General features: G+C 35.1%; 25 protein-coding genes. 17 read left to right on the top strand and 8 right to left on the bottom strand.

The window, feature by feature from the left end; all coding sequences use genetic code 11:
- Window positions 1-37 precede the first annotated feature (37 nt).
- Complete coding sequence (locus CJF12_RS18615) at window positions 38-1,492, bottom strand: alpha-L-fucosidase (RefSeq protein WP_051887215.1); 1,455 nt, start codon at window positions 1,490-1,492, stop codon at window positions 38-40.
- Between the two features lie 117 nt (window positions 1,493-1,609).
- Between CJF12_RS18615 and CJF12_RS18610 the strand changes: the two genes are divergently transcribed.
- The 5 genes from CJF12_RS18610 to CJF12_RS18590 all read left to right on the top strand — a co-directional run bounded on the left by CJF12_RS18610 (window position 1,610) and on the right by CJF12_RS18590 (window position 6,174).
- Window positions 1,610-3,628 carry a M3 family metallopeptidase gene (locus CJF12_RS18610; protein ID WP_034682540.1) on the top strand — a complete coding sequence of 673 codons (2,019 nt, stop codon included), beginning with the start codon at window positions 1,610-1,612 and terminating at the stop codon, window positions 3,626-3,628.
- A 27-nt stretch (window positions 3,629-3,655) separates the two neighbouring features.
- On the top strand, window positions 3,656-4,387 hold the full coding sequence (locus CJF12_RS18605) for a class I SAM-dependent methyltransferase (protein WP_034682539.1): 732 nt from the start codon (window positions 3,656-3,658) through the stop codon (window positions 4,385-4,387).
- Between the two features lie 94 nt (window positions 4,388-4,481).
- Window positions 4,482-5,390 (top strand): alpha/beta hydrolase, encoded by a 909-nt coding sequence (locus CJF12_RS18600; protein ID WP_051887209.1) that lies wholly within the window; start codon window positions 4,482-4,484, stop codon window positions 5,388-5,390.
- Between the two features lie 82 nt (window positions 5,391-5,472).
- A complete protein-coding gene (locus CJF12_RS18595; RefSeq protein WP_034682538.1) occupies window positions 5,473-5,856 on the top strand; it encodes a tetratricopeptide repeat protein in 384 nt (127 codons plus the stop codon).
- 117 nt (window positions 5,857-5,973) lie between these two features.
- A complete protein-coding gene (locus tag CJF12_RS18590) occupies window positions 5,974-6,174 on the top strand; it encodes a YqaE/Pmp3 family membrane protein (protein ID WP_034682537.1) in 201 nt (66 codons plus the stop codon).
- A 100-nt stretch (window positions 6,175-6,274) separates the two neighbouring features.
- Here CJF12_RS18590 and CJF12_RS18585 read toward each other — a convergent pair whose 3' ends face one another.
- On the bottom strand, window positions 6,275-7,087 hold the full coding sequence (locus CJF12_RS18585; RefSeq protein WP_034682536.1) for a helix-turn-helix domain-containing protein: 813 nt from the start codon (window positions 7,085-7,087) through the stop codon (window positions 6,275-6,277).
- 69 nt (window positions 7,088-7,156) lie between these two features.
- Between CJF12_RS18585 and CJF12_RS18580 the strand changes: the two genes are divergently transcribed.
- The 7 genes from CJF12_RS18580 (at window position 7,157) to CJF12_RS18550 (ending at window position 13,343) form a co-directional block, all read left to right on the top strand.
- Window positions 7,157-8,308, top strand: coding sequence for an NAD(P)H:quinone oxidoreductase (locus CJF12_RS18580; protein WP_034682535.1), 1,152 nt, complete (start codon window positions 7,157-7,159; stop codon window positions 8,306-8,308).
- A 28-nt stretch (window positions 8,309-8,336) separates the two neighbouring features.
- Window positions 8,337-9,137 carry a 4-hydroxy-tetrahydrodipicolinate reductase gene (gene dapB / locus CJF12_RS18575; protein ID WP_095591211.1) on the top strand — a complete coding sequence of 267 codons (801 nt, stop codon included), beginning with the start codon at window positions 8,337-8,339 and terminating at the stop codon, window positions 9,135-9,137.
- Between the two features lie 117 nt (window positions 9,138-9,254).
- Complete coding sequence (locus CJF12_RS18570; RefSeq protein ID WP_084675607.1) at window positions 9,255-10,361, top strand: TlpA family protein disulfide reductase; 1,107 nt, start codon at window positions 9,255-9,257, stop codon at window positions 10,359-10,361.
- A gap of 242 nt (window positions 10,362-10,603) precedes the next feature.
- On the top strand, window positions 10,604-11,269 hold the full coding sequence (locus CJF12_RS18565) for a hypothetical protein (protein ID WP_034682532.1): 666 nt from the start codon (window positions 10,604-10,606) through the stop codon (window positions 11,267-11,269).
- Window positions 11,270-11,351: 82 nt separating this feature from the next.
- The gene (locus CJF12_RS18560; protein WP_034682531.1) at window positions 11,352-11,810 is read left to right on the top strand and encodes a GNAT family N-acetyltransferase; all 459 of its coding nucleotides are present in this window, start codon (window positions 11,352-11,354) and stop codon (window positions 11,808-11,810) included.
- Window positions 11,811-11,818: 8 nt separating this feature from the next.
- Window positions 11,819-12,637 carry a helix-turn-helix domain-containing protein gene (locus CJF12_RS18555; protein WP_034682530.1) on the top strand — a complete coding sequence of 273 codons (819 nt, stop codon included), beginning with the start codon at window positions 11,819-11,821 and terminating at the stop codon, window positions 12,635-12,637.
- Between the two features lie 79 nt (window positions 12,638-12,716).
- Window positions 12,717-13,343 carry an NAD(P)H-dependent oxidoreductase gene (locus tag CJF12_RS18550; RefSeq protein ID WP_051887208.1) on the top strand — a complete coding sequence of 209 codons (627 nt, stop codon included), beginning with the start codon at window positions 12,717-12,719 and terminating at the stop codon, window positions 13,341-13,343.
- Between the two features lie 59 nt (window positions 13,344-13,402).
- Here the strand turns inward: CJF12_RS18550 and CJF12_RS18545 are convergent, their stop codons facing one another.
- The gene (locus tag CJF12_RS18545; RefSeq protein WP_034682529.1) at window positions 13,403-14,353 is read right to left on the bottom strand and encodes an NADP-dependent oxidoreductase; all 951 of its coding nucleotides are present in this window, start codon (window positions 14,351-14,353) and stop codon (window positions 13,403-13,405) included.
- Between the two features lie 315 nt (window positions 14,354-14,668).
- Here CJF12_RS18545 and tyrS point away from each other — a divergent pair, with 315 nt between their 5' ends.
- Complete coding sequence (gene tyrS, locus CJF12_RS18540; protein WP_084675611.1) at window positions 14,669-15,868, top strand: tyrosine--tRNA ligase; 1,200 nt, start codon at window positions 14,669-14,671, stop codon at window positions 15,866-15,868.
- Window positions 15,869-15,943: 75 nt separating this feature from the next.
- Window positions 15,944-16,384 carry a GNAT family N-acetyltransferase gene (locus CJF12_RS18535; protein WP_034682527.1) on the top strand — a complete coding sequence of 147 codons (441 nt, stop codon included), beginning with the start codon at window positions 15,944-15,946 and terminating at the stop codon, window positions 16,382-16,384.
- A 48-nt stretch (window positions 16,385-16,432) separates the two neighbouring features.
- Here CJF12_RS18535 and CJF12_RS18530 read toward each other — a convergent pair whose 3' ends face one another.
- Window positions 16,433-17,461, bottom strand: a complete 1,029-nt coding sequence (locus tag CJF12_RS18530) for a lysylphosphatidylglycerol synthase transmembrane domain-containing protein (RefSeq protein ID WP_034682526.1) — start codon at window positions 17,459-17,461, stop codon at window positions 16,433-16,435.
- A gap of 3 nt (window positions 17,462-17,464) precedes the next feature.
- Complete coding sequence (gene panD, locus CJF12_RS18525; RefSeq protein WP_034682525.1) at window positions 17,465-17,815, bottom strand: aspartate 1-decarboxylase; 351 nt, start codon at window positions 17,813-17,815, stop codon at window positions 17,465-17,467.
- 397 nt (window positions 17,816-18,212) lie between these two features.
- On the opposite strand from panD, the gene CJF12_RS18520 reads away from it, so the two are divergent.
- Together CJF12_RS18520 and CJF12_RS18515 are read left to right on the top strand one after the other, a co-directional pair.
- Complete coding sequence (locus CJF12_RS18520; protein WP_034682524.1) at window positions 18,213-18,503, top strand: HU family DNA-binding protein; 291 nt, start codon at window positions 18,213-18,215, stop codon at window positions 18,501-18,503.
- A gap of 109 nt (window positions 18,504-18,612) precedes the next feature.
- Window positions 18,613-19,926: an IS1182 family transposase gene (locus tag CJF12_RS18515; protein ID WP_095591210.1), complete on the top strand. Its 1,314-nt coding sequence runs from the start codon at window positions 18,613-18,615 to the stop codon at window positions 19,924-19,926.
- A 223-nt stretch (window positions 19,927-20,149) separates the two neighbouring features.
- Here CJF12_RS18515 and pdxH read toward each other — a convergent pair whose 3' ends face one another.
- Window positions 20,150-20,791: a pyridoxamine 5'-phosphate oxidase gene (gene pdxH / locus CJF12_RS18510; RefSeq protein ID WP_034683949.1), complete on the bottom strand. Its 642-nt coding sequence runs from the start codon at window positions 20,789-20,791 to the stop codon at window positions 20,150-20,152.
- A gap of 24 nt (window positions 20,792-20,815) precedes the next feature.
- Between pdxH and CJF12_RS18505 the strand changes: the two genes are divergently transcribed.
- Window positions 20,816-21,364, top strand: a complete 549-nt coding sequence (locus CJF12_RS18505; protein ID WP_034683947.1) for a YqgE/AlgH family protein — start codon at window positions 20,816-20,818, stop codon at window positions 21,362-21,364.
- A gap of 329 nt (window positions 21,365-21,693) precedes the next feature.
- Here CJF12_RS18505 and CJF12_RS18500 read toward each other — a convergent pair whose 3' ends face one another.
- Both CJF12_RS18500 and CJF12_RS18495 read right to left on the bottom strand, forming a co-directional pair.
- Window positions 21,694-22,503, bottom strand: coding sequence for an aminotransferase class IV (locus CJF12_RS18500; RefSeq protein ID WP_034683945.1), 810 nt, complete (start codon window positions 22,501-22,503; stop codon window positions 21,694-21,696).
- Between the two features lie 73 nt (window positions 22,504-22,576).
- The gene (locus tag CJF12_RS18495) at window positions 22,577-22,963 is read right to left on the bottom strand and encodes an START-like domain-containing protein (protein ID WP_007840736.1); all 387 of its coding nucleotides are present in this window, start codon (window positions 22,961-22,963) and stop codon (window positions 22,577-22,579) included.
- Window positions 22,964-23,077 lie beyond the last annotated feature (114 nt).

Genomic DNA, 23,077 nt, shown 5'->3' with positions numbered 1-23,077 from the left:
CATACTAAGATCCACTGTAAGCTGAGTATTCATATCGTTACAGTATTGTTTTTTTATAAAGCCCTAGCTCACTGAGTGTAATACAAACCGGCGATTCTGTGATATTAATTCTCAGTTTGTCAGTGGTAAGCGGATGAGTCAACTTAATCAATCTCTTGGCTCCAATGCTCGTCCCATCGTAAATCTTTTCCCATACCTTACCGTTAAACACTTCAATAGTATAGGCTTCAATTCTTTGTCCTAAAGGAATAAACTCTTGCAAGCTTATGATATCAAATGTTTGGGGAACGGGAAGGTTGATTTCCAGGCTTGCTTGATGTACATTATCCGAAGTTGCCCAAAAACTATGTTGATCATTATCTAATAAATTAGCAGGAATATGCACTTGATCTCTGCTATTACTTGTTTTGATAGTCGCTCCTTTCGCCAGATTGTTAGCAAAAGTCTTTTCGATCATCATTCCAAAAGTCTGTAATGCTGCTACATCATCTTCATGAAGCTGACCTCGGGTATCTGGAGCCAGCCCTAAGTCTAATCCGGCACCTCTCCCAACACTTTTCAGGTAAAGATCAAATAAAGCTTCGGGAGTCTTGGGTTTCTCCTGAGCATGAAAAAACCAACCTTTTCTGAGGGGAACATCACATTCCGCCGGCATCCAAAATTGTCCATTCCTTATACCTGTAGGACTCTGCGGATAGTTAGCCTGTCCGGGTACAGCTTCATTTTTTCCTTCCGGAGCCAACGGAGTAAAGGTTGCCCAGCTTGTTTCAGCGGCATGACCTTTTTCATTACCTACCCATCGAACATCAGGACCAACATCACTGAATATATTAGCCATAGGCTGCATTTTACGGGTAATATTCCAGGTATTTTTCCAATCATAATAAACGGTATTATCTATATTCCTTGTTTCCCTGGCACCTCCATAATAACCATCTCCACCATTCGCACCATCATGCCAACTCATAAACAGGTTTCCATAATTGCTGTATAGTTCCTTTAGCTGGGCCTGATAAACTGAAAGATAATCAGCTGTTCCATATTCCGGATTATTTCTATCCCACGGGGAACAATAAACACCGAATTTCAATCCGTATTTTTGAGCAGCAAGCTGTACCTCTTTTACCATATCTCCTTTACCGTTTCTGAAAGGACTTTTTGAGATATTATATCCCGTTGTTTGAGTAGGCCATAATGCAAACCCGTCATGATGCTTGGCTACTAATATTATTCCTTTTAATCCGCCGGCTTTAGCTGCTTTTACAATTTGATCTGCATCAAAATGGGTAGGATTAAAAATTTTCGGATCAGCATCACCATATCCCCATTCTTTATCTTCAAAAGTCGTAGGTGTAAAATGAATCAGTCCATAAACTTCAATATCATGCCAGGCCAGTTGTCTTTCAGAAGGCGTAGCACCATAGGGCTGGATCTCCATTTGAGCATCAGCGAAACCATATACGAAAAGACAGCAAAAGAGTATTTTTTTCATTAGGTGAATCATTAAATAACTAAAGATAAGCATCTTTGTCATAACTTGATAATAAGGCACTATTTTTGAGGATTTCATTTTTTACAAATTATTCTTACATTAATAAAAAAATAAACAATGAATATTCTAACAGAAAATTTCAATACCCCCTACCATACTGCACCTTTTAATCATATTAAAAATGAAGATTATCTTCCTGCTTTTAAAGAGTTAATCAAAAGATCTGAAGACGAAATCAATGCAATTGTCAATAATCCGGAAACACCCACTTTTGAAAATATTATTGAAGCTTTAGCTTATTCAGGTGAAAAGCTGGATGTTCTTTCCAATATTTTTTTCAATGTAAATTCTGCTGAAACAAGTGATGAACTGCAACAGATAGCGGAAGAAGTATCTCCGATTTTAACAGAATATTCTTCAAAGATCTCCCAGAACGAACCTTTGTTCAACAAGATTAAAAAAGTATATGATGAAAGAGAGAAATACAATCTCAATGAAGAACAAAAAATGCTTTTGGAAGAAACATATAAAGGTTTTGTAAGAAGTGGAGCTTTACTGAATGAGGAGGATAAAGAAAAACTAAAGAAGATCAATATGGATCTGTCTTTAAAATCACTGAAATTTGGACAAAATGTACTGGCATCTACTAATGCTTATTTTAAACATATCACCAACAAAGACGATTTAGCAGGAATCCCGGATGCTATAATTGAGCAATACGCTGAAGAGGCTAAAGAAAGAAATCTGGAAGGATGGGTAATAACATTACAATACCCCAGCTATATTCCATTCATGACTTATGCAGAAAATCGTGAACTGAGAAAAGAATTGGCTTTAGCGAATGGTAAAAAATCATTTGACGGCGGAGAGTTCGATAATCAGGAGCTCATCAAAGAGATTGTCAGCCTAAAACAGCAAAAAGCAGAGCTGCTGGGATATAAAAATTATGCTGACTTTGTTTTGGAAGAAAGAATGGCAAAATCCCCCACCAAGGTTCTTGACTTCTTGAATGAGCTGTTGATAAAAGCGAAGCCTTTTGCCACAACAGAAATTGATGAATTAAAATTATTGGCTAAGGCTGATGGTATTGATGAAATGCAGTCTTATGATCATCCGTTTTATGCTGAAAAACTTCGTAAAGCAAAATTTGATCTGAATGACGAAGAGCTAAAACCATATTTCCCATTGAACCAGGTACAAGATGCCGTATTCGGATTAGCGCATCAGCTCTTTGGGCTAACCTTTGAGGAAAGAAATGACATTCCGAAATATCACGATGATGTAAAAACCTATGAAGTAAAAGAAAATGGCGAATATAAGGCTTTACTTTATGTAGACTATTTTCCAAGAAAAGGAAAAAGAGCGGGAGCATGGATGACAAGCTACAAAAATCAATACAAAAAGAATGGCGAAAATTCACGTCCGCATATCTCTATTGTCTGCAATTTTAGTAAACCGACAAAAGATACTCCTAGTTTATTGACATTCCAGGAGGTAACCACATTATTCCATGAGTTTGGTCACGCCCTTCATGGAATACTGGCTAATACTCAGTACCCGGGTCTTTCAGGAACTTCCGTAAAGTGGGATTTCGTAGAATTACCATCACAGTTTCTTGAAAATTTCTGTTACGAACCCGAATTCCTGAAGACTTTTGCCAAGCATTATAAAACCGGAGCAGTGCTTCCTGATGATAAAATCGAAAGAATAGAACAATCCAAAAACTTTATGGAAGGCTATCAGACGATGAGGCAATTAGGTTTCGGAATTCTGGATATGATGTATCATACTAATGTAGGAGAATTAGGCAACGAAAGTGTGAAAGAATTTGAAGATCAGTATACAAAAGCAACTCAGCTTTATCCTTCTAACCCTGAAACAGCTATGAGCCCAAGTTTCTCACACATTTTCCAGGGTGGATATTCTGCAGGCTATTACTCGTACAAGTGGGCGGAAGTACTGGATGCCGATGCATTTCAATATTTTAAAGAAAACGGAATTTTTAACCCTGAAATTGCTGCTAAATATAAAATACTTCTCTCTTCAGGAGGTACAAAAGATCCGATGGAACTGTATAAAAACTTCAGAGGAAGCGAACCCAAAGTAGAAAGCCTGCTGAAAAGAGCTTTTGGATAATATCATACAAAAATCAGATATTCTGTAATGAAAGAAAATAAATACGACGATAGCTCTTTTTTTGAGCAATATGAAAAAATGCTTCGTTCTCAAATAGGATTGGAAGGAGCCGGAGAATGGCATGCTCTTAAAAAGATGCTGCCGGACTTCACCGGAAAAACAGTGCTTGATCTGGGATGTGGTTTTGGCTGGCATTGTCGGTATGCCGTCGAGCAGGGAGCAAAATCTGTAACAGGGATTGATCTTTCCGAAAAAATGCTGGAAAAAGCCAGAGAAATTAATCAGCTTGATGGCATTGAATATGTACAAAAAGCTCTTGAAGAGGTTGACTATCCTGCTGAGCAATTTGATCTTATATTAAGCTCTTTAACCTTCCATTATATAGAATCATTTAATACAATGGCTCAGAATATATGCCAATGGCTAAAGCCTGGCGGACATTTTGTATTTTCAGTAGAACACCCCATATTCACAGCAGAAGGAAGTCAGGACTGGGCTTATGGGTCTCATGGAGAAAAACAGCATTGGCCTGTAGATCATTATTTTATTCAAGGAAAAAGAGATACTACATTTTTAGGCGAAAATGTAGTAAAATATCATAGAACTCTGACCGGTTACCTCAGCAGTCTTTTAAAACAAGGTTTCAAGATAAAAGAAATTACCGAACCGGAACCTAGCGATCAAATGCTAAAAGAGTTCGCAGAAATGAAAGACGAATTAAGACGTCCCATGATGCTCTTGATTTCAGTAGAAAAATAACCTACTTTTTGTTATTTCAAGGATACAATTAAAAAGCTTTTGAACTTCAAAAGCTTTTTCTATTTTTAGAACTTGGCTAAATCATAAAATTAATATGTTTAAAAATATCTGTATCCCCCTCTTCTTATGCTTTCTGTTATCCTACAAAATAAGCGGCCAGGAAATAAAAACAATAAAAGGGAATCACTTTGAATTGAAAATAACACCTCAACAAAAAGCAGTACTTGTTCTATTCCCATGCTATCCTTGTGACATTGAAAATACAAAGACTGAAGCTAAATTTCTAAAAGATATTGAAAAAGAAGGAATCAGTACCTTACTTCTCGATTACAATCAGCAGCTTTACTTAACCGAAGTGGAAAAGAAAGAATATGCGCAAACATTAAATAGCATCTTTAATGAAAACAACATCAAAAAAGAAAATATATTTATTGGAGGGTTTTCCAGTGGCGGTAATGTTGCCATTTTATTGTCCAGCTATCTCATAAAAACAAGAAACCCAATCCAGCCCAAGGGTCTCATCGTTGTTGATTCACCGATTGATCTTGAAGAATTATATCAAGGGGCAAAAAATGATATCACAAAAAATATAGACCAGGAAGCTGTAGAAGAAGGACACTTTTTAGTTAATTTATTGGAAAAAGAAATCGGTAATCCAAAACAAAACATCGAGAAATACAAAAGCTTTTCGCCCTATCTTGTATCATTAAATTCCCTTGAAAATATAAAAGATTTAAGAAACATTAAAGTAAGGCTGTATTGTGAACCCGATCTGGAATGGCAAATGAAGAATAAAAACCGAAAGTATGAAGATCTCAATGCCTATAAACTAGAAAAGGCTTATTTATCTCTACTTGATTTAGGAAACCAGCAAGCTGAATTTATAAAAACAAAAAACAGAGGAATCAGAGCGAATGGAAAAAAGCATCCGCACTCCTGGAATATTGTAGAACGTGAAAGTTTAATACAATGGATCCTGCCTGCTAACCAAAATAATAAATAGGATATTACTTCTGTTTTTTATTCCGAACTTCGTATCAGATAAAACCTAAAAAATAACCAATGACCATTAGTAATTTCAGATCATGGATAATATAACATTAAGATTAGAAAACGTAAAAAAACTCCAGGCAAAAAGATGGGAAAATGATGATCATTGGGATACCATCAATGAACTTTTAATCAAAGAATTAGATGAAATTTTAAGCATTGAACCCAAAAACACGTCCGCTTTAATCAATATGGGTGCAATCTATTCTGATATGGGAGAGAACGAAAAGGCATTAGTGTATTTAAAGACTGCATTAACTTTACATTCTGAAGACAAAAACCTATTTATCAACCTGGCCATCGTCATGATCTATATGGAAAAGCATCAGGAGGAGTACCTTGAGTATCTTGAGGAAGCTGAAGACAAAACCGAAAACCCGCTTACTTTTAAAGCTTATTTTGATCCCCAGTCTCATTAAAGAACGGTTCAAGATTCGTAATAATTGGATATCATTAAAAGAAAGATGGTATTTTAAATAAAAATATTTTACTAAATTACCTGGAAAAAGTATCACCATTAAAAAAACACTTACATCATGTTATTAGCTATTTTACTCCCATTTTTATCGTTCATCGTTCGTGGGAAAATATTGACCGGAATTGTATGTTTTATTTTACAAATCACTGTGATTGGCTGGATTCCTGCTGCTATTTGGGCTGCTATGTCACTAACCAACGAAAGAGCAGAAAAACGTAATGATAAACTGATTCGGGCTGTAAGGGAAAGCCAAAAATAATCAGGATCATCCAATGGCCTTTGCAAGTTGAGTTGTCAATATATGGCTCAACTTCTCTTCATGCTGAAAAATATCGAAGCAGATTAATTATTTATGGAGATTAGAAACTGATATTTTTCTTTACTTTCGGCCCTTCTTTCATAATAGAAATATAAGAAGATGTAAAAGCCGACAAGCTTTTATACCCCACTTTGAAAGCAATTTCACTCAATGTATACTGTTTGGTGTCGATAAGTTCTACACTTTTTAAAATTCTGATCAATTGCCCGTACTTCTGGAGCGTAATCCCTGTTTCTTCTTTAAATATCCGTTGTAAACTTCGTACAGACATTTTTGCAAGATCGGCCATATCTCCTACATTCAGATTCTCATGGTAGTGATTGTTAACATAATCGCAAACCGGAATAAGCCGATGGTCTTCCGGAACAGGAATTTCTAAAAACCGGCTCTCATTGCAAAAGTTAGGCAAACTGTTTAATAAAGCTTTCAAAAACAACTTCTGTTCTCCATCTTCAGATTCTAGTTTGTTCCACTTAGAAGCATATAAAAGCATTTCTTTTAAAACCGGGGGTGCAGCAAAAACATGTACGTCTTTAAAAAAATCAGATCGAATGACTGTTTTAAATAAGATAACCATCAGGTTTACTGTTTTTGCTTCAGAAGTAGTCCGGTGTTTTACTCCCGAAGGAATCCAGATTACATGATTTTTAGGAACAAGATAAATCTTCTGTTCAATATGCAAATACTGATATCCTTCTTCCACATAGGTGAGCTGGGCTCTTTCGTGTATATGCTCGTAATCGTCATGCTGCCAATCCTTTTCATACCACACATAAGCATCTTTCGAAATAGCATCGTTGTAGAGGCCCTTACCCTCTTCAATTAACCCACATTTTATTTTGGCGTTTTGCATATTGTTTTTGGCAAATTTAATAAAAACGACATAATTAATTTTGTATTTGAATTTTAGACCTAAAAGATTATGAAAAATATAAGCAAGATTATCAGTGTTTTTTTACTCCTGATAATGACCCAATCTATCATGGCACAAGAACATAAAGCCAAAGTTTTGGTTCTCTTTTATTCAGATAATGGTGGAACCTATGAATTAGCCAAAGAAATATCAAAAGGAATTGAAAACAAAGGAAATGCACAAGCTATAATTAAGCAGATAAAAGTATCAACGAATCCTAAATTGAAAGATATTCCAGTTGCTTCTATTGAAGAATTAGCTACGTATGATGGAATTGCTTTTGGCTCTCCCATTTATTTCGGAAATATCAGTACTGGAATGAGTGAGTTTTTATCAAAAACCGTTAGCTTATGGACGAATCACTCTTTAGAAGGCATGCCTGCTACCGTATTTATGTCTGCGGGAAGCGGTGCCGGAAAAGAGCTGGCAATACAATCATTTTGGAATAGCCTGGCAGTTCATGGAATGGTTTTAGTTTCGAATGGCATTCGTGGTATTGAAAATGTAAATAAAAATATTCCTCAGGGAAATACGGTATTAGGAGTAACCAGTCTGGCATCTGTAAAAAATGTAGAACGTCCCAGTGAAAGCGAACGTTATATAGCCAGGCTACAGGGAGAAAACTTTGCCAAAGTAGCCACAGCACTAAAAGGAACCTTTGCCAATAAAGCCGCTACAAACAATTCTTCAAATGAAAAGTCTGCCGACATTAATGCTGTTTTAAAACAAAAACAGATTATGCTTCTGCAAGTTCCTAAACCTGCCGGAAATTATCAGCCTTTTGTACGTTCCGGGAACTTGATCTTTATTAATCAGGTGGCTCTGAAAGATGGTAAAATTTTAAATCCGGGAAAACTCGGAGTGACATTGAACGAAGATCAGGTGAAAGAAGCAACAAAAGCAACAATGCTAAATGTTTTATCGGTTTTAAATGAAGCTGTAGGCGGCGATTTAGATCGTGTGAAACGATGTGTACAACTAACCGGAATTTTCAACACCAAAGATGACTATACCAAACATGCCGACTTAATGAATGTCGCTTCTGATTTAACAGTAGAAGTATTCGGAGAAAAAGGAAAACATGCCAGAGCTACCTTGGGAGCTTCTTCAATCCCCGTTAATTCTTCCGTAGAGATTCAGGCAATTTTTGAGGTAGAATAAAAATAGTATTAACTTAAACAAAAAAATCATGATCAAAGTATTCGTTGCAGGAGCTACCGGATGGGCAGGCTCTGAGCTGAGTAAAGCTATTTTTAAACAAGAGGGAATGCAACTTTCAGGAGGCTTATCCCGTTCCAATAATGGGAAAAACCTTGCCGAACTCCTGAATCTGGGAGATGATAAGATCCCGGTATTTGATACGATTGAAAAAGCACTCGACTCAGTGGATTTTGATGTATTGTTTGATTATACCAAACCCGACATTGCTAAAGTCAATATACTTGCTGCCCTGAAAAGAGGGAAAAGAGTTATTGTCGGGACTTCAGGATTAACGACAGAAGATTACACTGAAATTGAAAAGACAGCTTTGGAAAATAATACTTCCGTACTGGCTGTTGGAAACTTTGCCATTACGGTTGTCCTTTTACAAAAATTCGCAGAAATTGCCGCAAAATATATTCCCAATTATGAAATCATCGATTATGCGCATGAGCTTAAAATTGATACACCAAGTGGAACGGTAAGAGAGCTCGCACATCGTCTTGCCCAGGTTCAAAAGCCCCTAGTTCATATTCCTGATGAACAGCTGATTGGTGAAAAAGCAACGAGAGGTGCAGATATGGAAGGTGTGCATGTTCATTCCGTAAGACTTCCTGGACATGTCATTGCTGTAGAAACTATTTTTGGATTAAAAGACGAAAAATTAATCATCAGACACGATTCCGGAACCAGTGCCGAACCTTATGTCAAAGGAGGATTATTGGCCATTGAAAAAATAGGAACGTTTAAAGGACTTAGAAGAGGATTGGATACCGTGATGGATTTTTAAAAAGATTTACATATTGATCATCAAGAGGCTTTTTAGTCTCTTTTTTTGTAGCATTTCTTCAAAACATTAATGTAGATCGTTAATAAAAATAATATCTTTAGTTTTTAAATCTTATTTATGAAACAAATTTCACAATTTATATTTCTTTTATCATTTTGTTCCATTTATTCCCAGAGCAATTTTAAAATGGAGATTAGTGCTCCAGTGTTTGAGAAAGACTCAATATCTATAGCTCCTCCAATGGGAATGGGAGAAACTCACAAACTGTACAATTTCACGATACAGCCCAACAAAAATGTAAGATTTATGAAAGGTTTTAATACTGCTTTTATAAAGATTAATGATCCAAATATAGTGACCGGGCAAATAGAATACCCCCAACCTATTATATTTGGATACTTTAATGCTATCGAAAAAGGAGGATATGGATCTGATATTTTCTTCATCGAAAAGGGAGACTACACTATCCAGATTAAGAATAAAAATCTGGATTTTATTTCAGGTTCCGAAACATCAACTAATGCAGAATACAAAAGGTTGAAAAAACAGCTTGAAATAGCAGATAAAAAATTAAAGCCCTATGAGGCTAATGACCCAAGAGACATTGAATATAAACAGAAGCTATTGAAAGCTTACATCAATGAAAATCCGAGCTCATATGTAGCATTTTGGGAAATTGTGAATGATTTTTCAAAATACGGTTTTGACAGAAGTTATGTTGAGAACATGTCATTATTCTCTAAAAAGGTTAAAGGAATCTTCAGTTATAAAGAATTTGATAAGGTTCTTAAGATAGAAAGTTCTACAGGCGTGGGAGAAAATTTTCCTGATCTTCAGCTTAATGCGTCTGATAAGATCAATAAATCAACCTTTTCAGATTACAAAATCACATTAATAGATTATTGGGCAACTACCTGCAAACCGTGCATTAAAGACGTTCCTAAACTGGTTAGTCTATACGAAAATTATAAGGCTAAAGGAGTACAATTTATAAGTGTTGCTGATGATACGATGAAAGAGAGAATGGAGCGTGCGAATAAAATACTAGCCGAAAATAAAGTAACCTGGGAAAATTATTTTGACCTGAATAAAGAATTCCGTACCAAACTGCACGCTACAGGCTATCCATTACAAATCTTGGTGGATCAAAATGGAAAAATTATATCCAGAAAATTTGGAAACCTGGATGAGATTACAGCAGAAATTGAGAAGTATATCCAATAATAAAAATGAAACGATTGAACTATCATTTTCTTTGAAGTAAGCACTGAATGAAAAATATGGCTTTTACTATCGCTGAATTTGAAAACTCTGAAGGAAACAGAATTGTACTCCATCAAACTTTGAAGAAATAGAATAAAGCACTGCATACAAATCCATTAAAAATTTTAGCATTATACGCCAACATATTTGTATCTTTAGTAACCACTTAGTGGCAATTATTTAAAATTTCGAGACAAAATAGTATGGCAGAAGAAATTTATTTCATAAAAACAAATCCTAACATTGCCAAAATTAATTTGTATAATAAGCTGTGCAGTGAAGAAGAAACGGTTCTTAACTTTCTGGATGAGGATCGAAAGACCAGCTTTGAAATTATTAAAACAAAAGTAAAAGACAGTATTGAAAATCTTTCTCCGGAAGAATTTCGTTCTATCATTCATTGGTTCGAAAACGAATATAAGGACACAAATTCCGATCAAAATAGCAATGAAGAAGTAATCAATCAATTATATGTTCATGGAATAGATCAGTTTTATGACATTCCACCGCCGAATGTTAAAAATTTCTCCCAAATATTAGCTGATTATCAGGATCATTCTCAAAATTCCTTATCTTATAAATCCAATGCCGAAAATTTAAGTCCATTTCTAATTTATGGGCTGTTTTTCACAGGGCTAGTCAGTCAGTTTTATCAAAAAGAAAATCCTAATCTTCTTTTGATAGATTTTTTAAAAACTGAGCATAAAACCATATATTCTTTTGCAGAAGATGAATTTGATTCAGGCCTGAAAAATTCAGAAAATCAATTCATCGACTATTCAGAACCTATACTCCACCAATATTTTGCAGAGTTATATGACCTTACCCGATTTTACAAAGGTCCTATCATCAAACTCCATGATTATTAAGAACTTCCGCCGATTTTATACATAGCATTAATTAACAAAAGTTTTAAGAGAATTAAATTATATCAGATATACTCTAACGGTTATGATCAGAAAAGCAAAAGACACAGATTTATATGAGCTGCAACAGCTTTTTACAGATACCATTCATCATGTATGCATCCACGATTACAATGATGAACAAATCAGAGTCTGGAGTTCAGGTATTGAAAATAAAGAACGATGGGAGCGGGTTTTCAAAAATCAACTGGTTTTAGTCTCAACAGATCATGACAGAATCACCGGTTTCTGTACTCTGGATAAAGGGCATTATATTGATTTCCTATTTGTTCATAAAGATTACCTTCGTAAGGGAATAGGTTCACTATTGTATACTCATATGGAACAGGAAGCAATTAAGCAAAATCAAAAAATCCTGACAGCAGATGTAAGTAAAACAGCCAAACCCTTTTTTGAAAACATGGGATTCAAAGTAATCCAAGAACAAACAGTAGCGGTAAAAGGCGTTGATTTTATCAACTATAAAATGAAAAAAAACTTATAAAATCGGCTATGCAAGAACCAGAATACAATAATTTCAAAATTTCCGTACCTCACGAATTCGAAAATATATTTTCTCATTTTTATTTTGCTGAGAATACTTCAGGGCACCCCATCACGAAAACGTTACTCCCCACCTACCAGACTATCCTGCTGTTTTGCTTTGGCGAAAGAGCTTCAATGACAACGAAAGAAAACACCACCATAACCGTTGACAAATGCCTGGTATTTGGGCCTATAAGACATTCTTTTGAATATACTTTACCAGTGAAAACTTCTATTTTAGTAGCCAATTTTAAAGATGATGCGTTTTTCAGGTTTTTTGGACAAGTTATCGTTGACCAGCATTCAGCAATAAATCCCGATGAATTATTAGCAGAAAACTGTTTTACCGATTTATGGTACCGTCTTTCAAACATAAACTCTACGAAGGCTCAGATAGATCACATCCTGGAATTTTGCAGACCTTATCTCCAAAACCAGGATTCTACCAGTCAGCTTTTAAGTCATTTTAAAAATGAAAATATAAATCCCATTAAAGCTATAGCAGAAAAAACGAATCAAAGTGAAAGAACCATTCAACTCAAGCAGAAGGAACAGTTCGGATATTCTTCAAAAGAAATCAACCGTTATAATCGTTTTTCAAAAGCAATACAGCTAATAGAAAAGGAAATAGAAAACCAGAATAAAGTAGAATGGTTCTCCATCATCGATCAATGTAATTACTATGATCAAAGCCAGCTGATCCATGATTTTAAACATTTCATCCACCTATCACCTTCTCAATATCTGAAATTCCAACAGGATATCTGCAATCCCAAATCTGAATAAACGACATTTCGTTTTCTTACAATTTTCTCTTTGTCCTCTCTTCTACCTTTGTCATATAAAATTTAAAAAAGTAGAAAAAATGAGACATCTAATTATTTATGCGCACCCAAATGAAAACAGTTTAAATCACCATTTATTGGAAACTGTAATAGAAACTCTAACATCTGAAGATCATGAACTCATTGTAAGGGATCTAAATCAGATTAATTTTAATCCTGTCCTTTCTTTACAGGATATCCAGGAACAAAGAATGGGACAAATTGCTGACGATATCAGAGTAGAGCAGGAATTCATTACCTGGGCAGATCATGTCACTTTCATCTATCCCATCTGGTGGACAGGAATGCCTTCTATTATGAAAGGATATATAGACCGGGTTTTCAGCTATGGTTATGCCTACCGTTATGATCAGGGAATTCAAAAAGGTTTATTAACAGGCAAACAAACAGTTATTATCAATACGCATGGTAAATCTAATGAAGAATATGAGCGTATCGGAATGGATAAAGCCCTCTCTCTTACCTCTGACAAAGGAATATTTACCTATTGTGGATTCGAAATCAACCAGCATTTCTTTTTTGATAAGGCTGACAGAGTAAAACCTGAAGATCTGGAAGTCTGGAAAGAACAGATTAGAAATACTTATGCTGAAATCAACGGCAGTTTGGAAAATATCGTTCGTAATTCAGAAAGCTCTGAATATTGAGATATTTTAATCTAAACTCACATAAAAAAAATACCGGCTGTATGTGCAGCCGGTATTTTTTATAGATTATTAACTACTATTTTTCCAACAGTACGCCGTTTTTCTATCTGCAGATGTGCTTTATCCATTTCAGAAAAAGGATAAACAAAATCAACATGTGATTTCAATGCTCCCTTATCTAATAATCCTGCAATAGACTTCATGTCATCACCATTAGACTCAACAACCATCGGAATTATTTCTATATTTTTTTCCTCCACTATTTTTGTCGCTGCTTCATTAACTTCAGGAGAAAGCAATGAAATGATCCTTCCACCCGGCTTCATTATACCTACTGATTTTTCAAGTACAGTCCCTCCAAAAGGATCCAAAACAATATCTACTGAAGATACCTCCTGGCTAAAATCTTTCTGAGTATAATCAATAGGCTCATCCACTCCAATCGAAGTTATAAAATCTATATTTGCTCCAGAAGTAGTACCTATAACATAAGCTCCAAAGGATTTGGCAATCTGTACCGCATAATGCCCAACACCACCTGAGGCTGCATGAATCAAAACTTTATCTCCTTTTTTCACCTTTCCGTTGGTGACGATGGCTTGCCAAGCCGTAGTTGCTGCAAGGGTAGCAGCAGCAGCCTCTTCGTAAGAAACATGATCCGGCTTTAATGCCAATTGCGAAACAGGAACGGCAACATATTCTGCATAAGCATTTCCGATACCCGGAAAATTTACTAATCCCAAAACAGCATCCCCTACATTAAAAGACTCGGCCTCTGGTCCTTTCTCAACAACATCACCGGAAATATCCCAACCGGGAATCACCGGACGTTTTTCACCGAATGCCCATGCAAATTCATTTTCATCTGCTCTTACGATAGTATCGATAGGGTTGACACTTATCGCTTTTACTTTTACCAGAACTTCACCTTTTCCGGGCGTTGGCTTAGGCACTTCCGTATGAATCAGTTGTTCTACTCCACCTGGCTGCTCAATAACTATTGCTTTCATCTCGTATATAATTTGTATTTAACAATAAATATATCTCATTAAATTAGTATAAAAAAAAATTCTTCAATCTTTCTCTGATCAGGAAACAACTTTTTACTTTCTGTTTCTGATGAATATCAAAAAAACTTCTATATTTGCTGTTCAGATGAAACAGTTAAATAACATATTACGTCTTCCTTTTTTCAGCGAGTATTACTACCCGATTATGGTTCGGGAAGATTTTCTATATAGCTAATTCAGTAAAATAATTTTAAAATAATATAGAGCCCGAACATTGTATGTTCGGGCTTTTTTCATGCAAAAAAAATGAATAAAATGATCCATGTATTAAAAGAAAACGTAGATATTATTCTACCGGAAAATGGGCTTGAGAACAAGCTGCAAGAAGCCGAAAATGAAAACAGAAAATTAAGCATCAAACTAGGATTCGATCCTACTGCTCCGGACTTACACCTGGGGCATGCCGTTGTTCTTAAAAAATTGAAACAGTTTCAAGACCTGGGACATCAGATTATTATTGTTGTCGGCAGCTTCACGGCAAGGATAGGTGATCCTACGGGGAAGAACAAAGCCAGAAAACCTTTAAGTATTGAAGATGTACAGCATAATGCGCAAACCTATATCAATCAACTTTCAAAAGTGATCGATATCGATAAAACACAAATCGTATTTAATTCCGACTGGCTAGACCATCTGGACTTCTCGGAAGTGATTCAGTTACTATCAAAAGTGACAATAGCTCAGCTGATGCACCGAAACGATTTCAACAAACGATTCACAGAAAATACCCCAATCTCTATGCACGAACTGGTGTATCCTATTTTACAGGGATTTGATTCTGTAAAAATAGAATGTGATATAGAAATGGGAGGAACTGATCAGTTATTCAATTGCACCATGGGAAGGCAGCTTCAGGAAACTCATGGAATACCGCCACAAATTGTCATGTGCATGCCCCTACTGAAAGGGCTCGACGGGAAAGAGAAAATGAGTAAATCGCTGAATAATATTATTGGATTAACCGATCATCCTAACGAAATGTTTGGAAAAACTATGTCGATTCCTGATGCTATGATTGATGAATTTATTAATCTCACTACCAATTTCTCCATTCAGGAAAAGCAGGATTTAAAATCCAGAATGGATCAGGGAGAGAACCCCATGATCATTAAAAAATCAATCGCAAAAAATATCATCACCCAATATCATGATGCTTTATCAGCAGAATCTGCTGAAGAGTTTTTCAGCAATCAGTTTCAAAATAAGAACTTTGAAGAAAAGATCTTTCAACCAGTTTATATCGTTTCTTTAAATCACCTTCAGAATAAAATAATGATCATAGAATTATGCCATCAGCTAAAAAATGATTTAAGTAAATCCGCAATCCGGAGACTGATTGAAAGCGGAGGAATCCAGGTCAACAATATAAAAATACTGGATCCTAATGAAGAAATAGAACTCATAGGAGAAACAAAAATCAAAATAGGGAAAAGGGGCTTCTTTAAACTTTTATAAGTATTTATTTTTCGATATATTCGTTTCATTGAAAAACATTTTCGTTTTTCTGTGACATTGAAAAGGGTAAATACAATGAATCTGCAATTAGAATACAGAAAGGCTCAGGAAAACGACGTCGAATTCTTACTTAACCTAAGAATGAAAACGATGACCGAACACTATCAAAATTCCAATCTCCCCACCACAAAAGAATATACACTAAAGCGGGTACTCTATCAGTTCGAAAAAGCTCATATCATTATTTTAGACTGTCAACCTATCGGCTTGTTGAAGATCGACAGACGTACAGATGAAATAGAAGTGATGCAACTTCAGATTGATCCCAACCTGCAAGGTAAAGGAATTGGACAAGCCATTCTACAGGATATTATTGCAGAAGCATCATTAACCGGAAAATCCGTTTCGTTAAGTGTTTTAAAAACTAATAAAGCACAAAAACTATATTCGGATTTAGGTTTTACAATTATTGGTGAAGATGAACATTCTTATTTTATGAAAATCATATTTCAATAAAAAAGCCCGATCTTATTGACCGGGCTTTTATAATATATTTAAAAATATTTAATTTTCCATATCAGCATGACTCACTCTATTGTTTCTTGCCTTAGCCAACATAGGAATGGAAATCAGTCCCATTACCAGCATAATCACAATTTGCAGGGGCAAAGAGATAAAGGAATAGGTAAGCCCCATTTCACTCCCTAATTCGGCGCTTTTCCCCATAGAGATAAATAGAGCCATAAAACCAAATTTCATCGCGAGATTAAATGCTCCGATGCCTCCACTGGCCGGAACAATCATTCCCAATGTGCCGACTACAATGATAAAAAATCCATCAGCAATTGTAAAATCTGAAGTTTCAGGTAATGCAAAACACACCAGATAAGCAGCAAAATAGTAAGATATCCATATCCCTAATGTATACAAAATGAATTTCCCTTTCTGCTTTAGCCTAAAAATAGAAGTAATTCCTTGAAAAATACCATCTATAAAGCCGATAACTTTTCCTAAAACAGGAATAGTTGAAAGCTTCTTTTTAAAAACGAAAAAGAGTATTGTTCCGATAACCAATACCAGCAATCCTATTATAATTTTATTAGGATTAGGCTGTATTCCAGAGTTTTCATAAAAGGATAGAATAGCCTTGTATTTAAAGATAAGGGTCAATCCTAAAAAGCCCATCATACAAATCAGATCCACTACCCTTTCCAATATAATCGTTCCGAAAGATTTATCTACAGGAACTCCTTCCACTCCATACAATGCTGTAGCTCTTGCCACCTCACCACTTCTTGGAATCGTCAGGTTCATCAGATATCCAAAAGAAATAGACCATAGAGAATTGGAGTTAGAAATCTGGTGTCCCATAGGCTCCAACAAAAGGTTCCAACGGATAGCCCTGAACCAATATGCCAAAATTCCAAACACGGAAGCAAATAGCACCCATAGATAGTTGGCTTTAGCCAGTGATTTCTGTATTACTTTAAAATCAAGCCCTTTTAAGGCAAGCCATAAAAAAAAGCCTGCAAATGCAAGCGAAATTACAATTGTAATGATTGATTTTAATGGACTAGTCGACTTTTTCTCCATGAATTAAGTAAGCAGGTTGGTTTTTTCATCCGGGAAAACAATTTTCGGCTGGAAAGTCTTTGCTTCTTCAGGAGTCATCTGCGCATAAGCAATGATAATGATGATATCATCTTTCTGAACTTTTCTTGCAGCAGGTCCGTTCAAGCATATTTCTCCGGATTTCCTCTTACCTTTTATAATGTACGTATCAAAACGCTCCCCATTATTCACATTAACGATGTATACTCTTTCTCCCACTACCAATCCGGCAGCTTCTATCAGATCCTCATCAATGGTTATACTTCCGATATAATTAAGGTCAGAGGCCGTCACCCTTACCCTATGAATCTTAGATTTGAAAACTTCTATTAACATACTGCAAATTTATTAATAAAAATTTACAAATCAGATTTTAAAATGATTTTAAAAGCACCAGATACACAGGTATTTAATTTTTTTTAAATTAAAATTTTGCGATTTTACTTACTAAATCTACAATCATATCGCCAATTATATTAATTGTTTATACAAATTTAGGATTTAATAAATAGAGAGAATAATATTATCATTTAGCTAAAGTCAATACACATAAGCATTTGGCATGATTTTAGTAACGGGTAACGTAGATTTTTCGTGAAAAACCTAATTATCATATTTTGATGTTTTTCATGAAAAAGTGAAAAAATTGCACAACATTTAATAAAAAAATTGCACAATTAGAAAATAGTATTATATTTGCTATAATTACGAACCAACTTTAATATTAAAAATTATGAACAAGTCTGAATTAATCGACGCAATCGCAAAAGACGCAGGAATTACAAAAGTTGCAGCTAAGTCTGCACTTGAATCTTTCATTTCTAACGTTACTACTACTTTAAAGAAAAAAGACGGAAAAGTTTCTTTAGTAGGATTCGGTACTTTCTCAGTTGCTGAGAGAGCTGCTAGACAAGGTATTAACCCTGCAACTAAAAAACCAATCAAAATTGCTGCTAAAAAAGTTGCTAAATTCAAGGCTGGAGCTGACTTATCTACAGCAGTTTCTGGTGCTAAGAAAAAATAATCATTCAGATTAGTAAAATTCAAGAGGCTGTCTCAAAAGAGATAGCCTTTTTTATGCAAAAAGGAAAGCTTTCGCTTTCCTAATAGTTGCAAATTGATTAATTTGCATTGTGTTAAGTACGTCAAAAGTAGTCTTTAAAGATTACACCCCCAAAGAAAATCTGCTTTTTCCTCCCAATTTATCGGAGTTGATTGATGAGCGACATCCTGTGAAAATTGTTTCAAACATTATTGATGGCTTGGATATCAAAAGCTTAATTAAAACCTACAAACCTGGCGGAACATCTTGCTACCACCCGAAAATGCTTTTGAAAGTTTTGATTTATGGCTATTTAAGCAATATCTATTCAAGCCGCAAAATGGAGCAGGCCTTGAAAGAAAACATCCATTTTATGTGGCTCTCTGCAATGAGCCGTCCCGATCATAACACCTTAAACAGGTTCCGTAGTGAACGATTGAAAGGTGAGATTAAAGCTATTTTCACACAAATTGTTCTTCTTTTGGAAAAGGAAGGTTTGGTAAGTATGAAAACCACTTTTGTAGATGGCACCAAGATAGAAGCCAATGCCAATCGCTATACTTTTGTTTGGGGAAGAGCTGTCAAAAAACACAAAGAAAGGATTGCAGAGCAATTAGAAGAGCTTTGGAACTATGCAGAAACAGTTGCCAAAGACGAGCTTGAAAATACAGAAAGTATTGATTTTAAAGAAGTAGATTCTGAAAAAGTAACTCAAACCATCGAAAAGATCAATGAAGTTTTGAAAGATAAAAAAGTAGCTTCAAAAGTTCGTCAGAAACTGAATTATGCTAAGAAAAACTGGGCAGATAATTTAGAGAAATATAAAAAACAGCAAGAATTATTAGAAGATAGAAATTCCTATTCCAAAACCGATACAGACGCTACTTTTATGCGAATGAAGGAGGATCATATGCGAAACGGACAACTAAAACCCGCTTACAATCTACAAATTTCTACCCATAGACAATTCATTTTACATTATTCAATTCATCCCAACCCAACAGACACCAAAACATTAGCGACTCATTTACTGGGTTTTGAAGAAAGCTATCATAAAGCTCCCAAAGAGCTTGTTGCTGATGCTGGTTATGGCTCAGAAGAAAATTACAACTTGTTAAAATCTAAGAAAATAAAAGCTTATGTTAAATATAATTACTTCAGAAAAGATCAGAAATCTGGACAAATAACCACTTCACAAAACAATCCTAAATTGGCAAAAATCAGAGAAAAGGTTTTCAAACTTCTTAATACCAGCAAGGGCATCAAACTCAGAAAACAAAGATGCCATGATGTTGAACCTGTTTTTGCAGAGCTCAAACACAACAAAAATTTTAAACGATTCATGCTTCGGGGAAAAAATAAAGTCGAGGTAGAAATCGGCATACTCGCAATTGCCACAATCTAAAGAAAATGTCAAAAGCAGCCTAAAACAGACTGCTTTTTTGACTTATATCTTCTTTTTTCCAAGATATTTTTTTTATTCAAAATATCGAAATCTTTTTTCAATGAAATACTAAAAAGAGACTGTCCTTTTGAGACAGCCTCTTTTTTATTTTGTATTCAAAAATTTTTAAATATTATAGATTATTGAAATTAATTCTATATTTCAATGAACCTATATTTTGCTATTATGGAGCTAACCGTGAAACTTTCCAGTCCAGATCTTCCAGATTATAAATAATCCTGTCATGTAATCTATTAGGACGTCCTTGCCAGAATTCTATCTCATAAGGCTTCGCAAGATATCCACCCCAGTTTTCCGGTCTGGGAACTTCACTATTCTCATATTTTTGTTCAAGCTCTTTCAGCTTTACTTCCAAAAACTCCCTGTTAGGAATTACCTGGCTTTGTGGAGAAACTGCTGCACCTAACTGGCTTCCTTTTGGCCTTGAATGAAAGTACCCATCGCTCAGGTTTTCCGCAATTCTCTCTACATCTGCTTTTATAATAATCTGTCTTTCCAACATCGGCCAGAAAAAGTGAAGACAGACTTTATGCCCCTTCTCTATAGCTTTTCCTTTCCTGCTGCCGTAATTGGTGTAGAAAATAAATCCTTCGTGGGTATACGCCTTTAGCAGAACCATTCTTGTCCGGGGACAACCATCATCTTCTACAGTGGAAATAGCCATAGCATTCGCTTCAGAAATCCCTGGAGTCTCTGAGGCTTCAAGAAACCAATCCCTGAATTGCTCCATAGGATTTTGTTTTATCTCACTTTCAATAAGTTGGGATTTCTCATATACTTTTCTCTTGTCATGAAGGTTTTCCATAAATAATTTTTATTAAATTTGAGTATGAATTACTCATACAAAGGTAAAATATTAATTTCCACACCTGATATTTCCGGCGATATTTTTTCCAGATCGGTAGTCCTAATTATTGAACACAACGAAAGCGGCGCATTTGGTTTGATATTAAATAAAAAAAACGGCCAGATGAGTAGTAAGTTCAAAAATTTTTTCGACTTCAAAATCGAGGTATATGACGGTGGACCAGTAGAAAATGACAAAGTATTTTTTATTGTCAAAGGAAAAAAAGTGACCGAAATTTACACGGATATTGCAGATGGATTCTATTTAACGGAAGACATTGAAAATATTATCAGTGCTGTATTGAGCGGTGAATTAAAAATTGACGATGTGAAGATCTTCTCTGGCTATTCAGGGTGGTCTGCAGGTCAATTAGACCATGAAGTCCAAAAAAAAATGTGGACTGTAGTGGATATTTATAATTTAGATTATACATTACCCAACGACCAAACCCTGTGGAAGTCTATCATGCAAAATCTTGGAGGGGAATACCTACTTTGGGCCAATTCTCCAGAAGATATTTCTCTGAACTGATTCGTATCCGTCAAAAGTGAAGCATATAAAAAATTAACAAATTTTAAGCTTACCTTAACCAATTTTTAAGAAAGAATTCACGTTCTTTGATAAACCAAAAATCACTGACAATGAAAGTTTTAAATCAACTTATCTTATTTTTCTTTCCGGATGTATTTTTAACCCTGAAACCAGTAAAGGTAAAACGGGCTAATAAATAAAAGCATTAAAAATTGCTGATTACTTTGTAGACTTTTGTCTATGAATTCAAAAAATACAATTTCTGATCTATTCAGAATAAAACCCGGTAAAGGACTTTCGGAACTTTGTTGTTTACCGGGTTTGTCAATTTAAAAACTCTCTTTCCACTTTTCTACCAGTTCTGAGAAACGGGAATGTTCAAAAGTCTTATTTCTTATCTTTCCTACAGAAAACATGCCCTTTTCATCTGAAATCATTAAAATTTCTTCGGCTTTCTGAGATTCAAATGCGATAATCTCGTGTTCCTGGATATCTGCAAGATTATTTTTATGTAAAAAAGTTACAAAATTCTCCATTAGCGGAGAAATATAAGCCCCTTCTGTTTGCTTCGGAACTTTAATTACATTCCCTTCCAGGAATAAAAGATTCCCTGAAGTGGAACGTGCAATTCTTTTATTCGGATTCAATAGGATCACGTCATCCAAATCATTTTCCTGGGCATAAATCTGTCCGTAAATGTTCTCAGGGCAATGAACTCTGATATTGCTTAATAAGTTATTATTAACATTGATCTCTTTGATCAGGTCAAGTTCTAAAGATCTTCCATGGAGCGCCAACACATCTTCTTTTTCATCCACTTCATAAAAATACGAGACCGATGATTTTGCCAGGGTCAATTCGTTAGAATTTCTATAAACCTGAAAATTAATAATCCCATTTTTTACTCCCTTGCCTTCAATAACATCTTTTTGAAAAAGAGCCTGAAAAAACTCCAGGGTATATGTCAGAGGAATATTCATTCTCATCTTTCTCATGGAAGCCATTAAGAAGAAATAACACTCTTCGTCCATGATAAGCTTAGCATCCCTTACAAAAAAAGAAACCTTCACCGCATCTCCTACCAGAAATGCTCTATTCTTCACATTCAACTCGTCTGATGTAAAATATTGATTTTCCAATGTCTGATTTATTTATAAAAAAATAATGAACGATAAATCGTTCATCAGTTTTACCATTTTATACAGCCTGCCATTAAGCTGCACCTAATTTTATTCTAAGATTTTCTATAAGATTCTCCCAATACATTGCATTTTCCTCTTCATCTCCTTCTTCACAAAAGTCCGTAATATTTAACGCTAAATCTTCGGTAATATCATCAATAGTGATAGTCATCTCAAAGAAATTCTTCGTTCCTTCGTCCTCTTCCCATCTGAAACGTACGAAACCTTCTGGCTTATATCTAATCAAAGTCGCCTTCTCTGCGGGACCTCCACCCCAACTAAAAAAGAAGTCATCACCTTTCTCTACTACCTCATCCGCAAACCATTCTGACAATCCTTCCGCAGTCGCCAGATACTCATATAAAATCTCTGAAAGACAATGCATTGGAAATTCGTAATGGACTTTATGTTTCGCCATATAATCTTTGTTTTATCGTCTCGCAATATATAAATTAATTTTTTTATTACACAAAAATGTATTTATTTTTTTATGCAATCTGTATGATATTTGTCACGGATATTAAATCCCCAT

The organism is Chryseobacterium piperi, assembly GCF_002285635.2.
GTDB classification, from domain to species: domain Bacteria; phylum Bacteroidota; class Bacteroidia; order Flavobacteriales; family Weeksellaceae; genus Chryseobacterium; species Chryseobacterium piperi.
This window is presented reverse-complemented; position numbering and strand designations above follow the sequence as displayed.